The organism is Actinomycetota bacterium, from assembly GCA_005774595.1.
Lineage (GTDB): Bacteria > Actinomycetota > Coriobacteriia > Anaerosomatales > D1FN1-002 > D1FN1-002.
The window spans coordinates 1-3,209 of sequence record VAUM01000230.1 but is presented as its reverse complement, the minus strand read 5'-3'; the positions used below and the strand labels follow the sequence as shown (position 1 = coordinate 3,209).

3 protein-coding genes are annotated in these 3,209 nt (G+C 68.8%); all 3 read right to left on the bottom strand.

From position 1 onward, the window contains the following. The coding region (locus FDZ70_08360) for a hypothetical protein (protein ID TLM72535.1) at nucleotides 1-932 on the bottom strand (932 nt) is incomplete at its 3' end. A 15-nt stretch (nucleotides 933-947) separates the two neighbouring features. Next, nucleotides 948-1,970 (bottom strand): hypothetical protein, encoded by a 1,023-nt coding sequence (locus FDZ70_08355; GenBank protein ID TLM72534.1) that lies wholly within the window; start codon nucleotides 1,968-1,970, stop codon nucleotides 948-950. Between the two features lie 92 nt (nucleotides 1,971-2,062). After that, the gene (locus FDZ70_08350) at nucleotides 2,063-3,118 is read right to left on the bottom strand and encodes a DUF362 domain-containing protein (protein ID TLM72536.1); all 1,056 of its coding nucleotides are present in this window, start codon (nucleotides 3,116-3,118) and stop codon (nucleotides 2,063-2,065) included. Between the last annotated feature and the right edge of the window lie 91 nt (nucleotides 3,119-3,209).

The window sequence follows — 3,209 nt, the reverse complement described above, 5'->3', positions numbered from 1 at the left end:
ACGACCTCGGCGACCCCTGTCAGGCGCCGGAAGAAGACGGTCCACGCGGTGGACCGCAGTGCCGCGTAGATCGCGTTGGGCAGCAGCATCACGAGTGCGAGCAGGAGGATGAGCGCCGCGGACATGGGTAGGTTGCCAGCCATGAACGCTACGCCTGCCGGCAACACGAAGCCGACGGCGATCACGGCAGCGAGCATCCCGTAGATGATGCCGACGAGCATCAGCGCCAGCCACATGCCGAAGACCTGCTTCCAACGCGCCTTGAAGGCGCCCCACGCCGCACCGATCGCGGCGAATGAGGGGCGATCCTCAAGGATCCCGTACCGCAATGCGAGCAGGTACACGGAACCGACGACAAACGCAAGCACGAAGGTGAGTGGGATCGCGATCGCGAAGACCCCGCAGACCATGGCGACTCCGCCCAGCGCTGCAGTGACGGGGTCCCCGTCACTCGTCATCGCAGGTATGAAGCTGATGATCGTCGCTGCCACGAGAGCACCGATCAAGACAGCGAAGGGTAGTGTGAGCACCAATTGGATGAGCAAGGTGCGACCCCAGTATCGGAAGCCGATCGCCCAACCCTCACTGCCGAGGACCGGACGGTCCTGATCTGCCTCCGAGGCGAGCTTCACCAGCCCGCCCTGCGCCGCGATAGAGATGACCCATAGCGCGAAACCTGCGACGCTCATGATGAGTACCACGGCAACCGCGATTCCAAGGTTGTCCGTGAACCACCGCACGAACGCGTCAGCACCACGCTCGACCTGACGCTCGAGCCCCGACAGGTCGCCCGAGATGGTACCCGAGTCCCCTTGGGCCCCGCTACCGCTGAAGCTGCCGCTGATTCCACCCGCGAACAGGCCGAACAGCCACAGCACCCGGTACTTCCAGGTGATCTGCCACGACCGCTTGATGATTCCGGCGTAGTCCACCGTCAGCCTCCCTACCTACCGCTCTCCGGGCGGCTCAGGCTCCTGCGGCGTCGCAAGTGGTCCCGTCTCGCCTTCGGCAGGGGTCGGCATAGGCGGCTCGAGCGGGGAAGTGCCAACCGCCGTCTCGGCTTGAGGCGGGGACATGCGAGCCTCCGCGAATCCGGCGGGCATGGCCACAGGCGCGGGCTGGATCAGACCCATCTCCGCGCCAGTCGCATCCCTCCAGAAGACACTCCACGCGGTGTACTGGAGCAGACTGACGCCGGCGCCGGCCGCGACACTGAGAAGGTACCCGGCCACGTACATGATCCACGAGACAGCGGCGAGTGCCGCAATCTCGGAATCGATGCCGAGTTGAGCCGGCACCATCACGATCCGAGTGGCGAGCGAGACGGCGATGCTGATCCCGAAGAACGCCAGCGAGAGAAGCATGGCGCGCTTGGGCATCGCTCGTAGTGTGGACAGACCGGTGCTGAGGCTCACCCCGCTCGGCATGTCCCCCAGAAGTGCGTAGCGAATGCTGAGCGCCTCCCAGCACTGCATGAAAAGCATGCTCGCGAGGAACACCACATACACGAGCGAGCTGCCGCAGCACCCGACGGCACCCGCCACGAACCCCATGGAGTCACCGCCGTCGCCGACGGCCCCGATGCCTACCGCACCCAGCGCGAATACTGCCAAGAATGCGCAGGCGATCAGCAGGTTGATTGCCCCGATGCCCAGACCGACCAGCACGGTTCTGCCCCACGAACCGAGGCCCTTGCGCCATCCGTCCGAGAACCGCGCCGGGCGACCGCAGCCGACTTCGTCGGAAAGGTACACGAGCCCCGCATGCATCACGGGCGCGAAGAGGAGCACGGCGCTCCCGTAGATGAACACGGCGGCGACCGTTCCCACCACGAAGCCGGGTCCGCTCGGCGCTGCGTCACTGGCTAGGACCCGCAGTGCATCGACGCCAGCGATCGCGACGAACGCCCCGAAGCCAAGCCCGCCCGCGGCGGCCATCGCGGCGTACATGCACAGCAGGAAGCCCCACATCCCACCGCTCCTGAGTGCCCCCCAGGAGCGCCGGAAGATCTCGCCGTACCGCACTCACGCCCTCCCTCGCCGTCGCGCCGCGGGCGGCGCGCCTACTCCAGCGTGCGCAGCTCGTAGTCCTGGGTGCCGAGCCCGAGCATCTCCGCGTAGTCGATCGCGTGCGAGCCGTCGATGCCCGTGATCTCCAAGAACTTGTCGGTGCCCTCGCCGAGGCCCTCACCGCGCGTCCCCGGGAGGCCCGGCGCGGCGTTGACGAGGTCGTATGCGGCGCGGTCGATGGCGACCGGGTCGGTGGAGGCGAGGACGCCGATGTCGGCGACGACCCCGGCGTCCGAGAAGTGCCAGCAGTCGCAGTCCGGGCTCACCGCGAGGACGAACGACAGGTAGACGACCTTGCCGTCCTTGCCGGCCAGCGCGCCCGCCGCGTGCTCGACCACCTTCTCCTGGAGCGCCTCGGGCTCCGTCTTCCACTGCGGCGCGATGGCGCCCTCGGGACAGGCGGCCACGCACTCGCCGCAGCCCCAGCAGGCGTCGTGGTCGATGACGGCGACGCGATCCGGGCCGATCTCGATCGCGTCGACGGGACACCACTTCACGCACCGCGCGCACGCGGTGCACTTCTCGGCCGTGACCTCGGGGCTGAAGTCGGCGTGCATGCGCTGCTTGGCGGAGCGGCAGCCCAGCCCCATGCCGAGGTTCTTGAGCGCGCCGCCGAAGCCGGCGGCCTCATGACCCTTGACGTGCGTCACGACGACCATCGCGTCAGCGTGCACCGCTGCAGCGCCGATGCGCACCTCCTCGAAGTGGGCGCCGCCCTCGATGGGGACGTCGACGCCGTCGCGGCCGTCGATGCCGTCGGCGATGACGATCGGCGCCTCGACGGTGGCGTACGAGAAGCCGTTGTGGATCGCGCAGGCGACGTGGTCGACCGCGTTGGCGCGCTGGCCGCGGTAGAGCGTGTTGCCGTCGGTGAGGAACGGCTTGCCGCCCTGCGCCTTGACGCGGGCGACGACCTCGCGCAGGAAGACGGGCGCGACGAAGCCGGTGCCGCCGCGCTCGCCGAAGTGCAGCTTCACGGCGACGAGGTCGTCCGCGCCGATGGCGTCGGCAAGGCCGGCGCGGTCGAGCAGCTGGCCCGCGCGCACGATGAGCGAGCGCTTCTGCGAGGTGCGGACCGGCGTGAACCAGACGACGGCCGGCTCGGCGGCGGGCTGCGCGTCGGGCGCGGCGGCCGGGACG

What these genes read in the sequence shown, in the direction of transcription:
- FDZ70_08355 (TLM72534.1), bottom strand. Translation starts at nt 1,970, where the DNA reads ATGTGGGGCTTCCTGCTGTGCATGTACGCCGCGATGGCCGCCGCGGGC.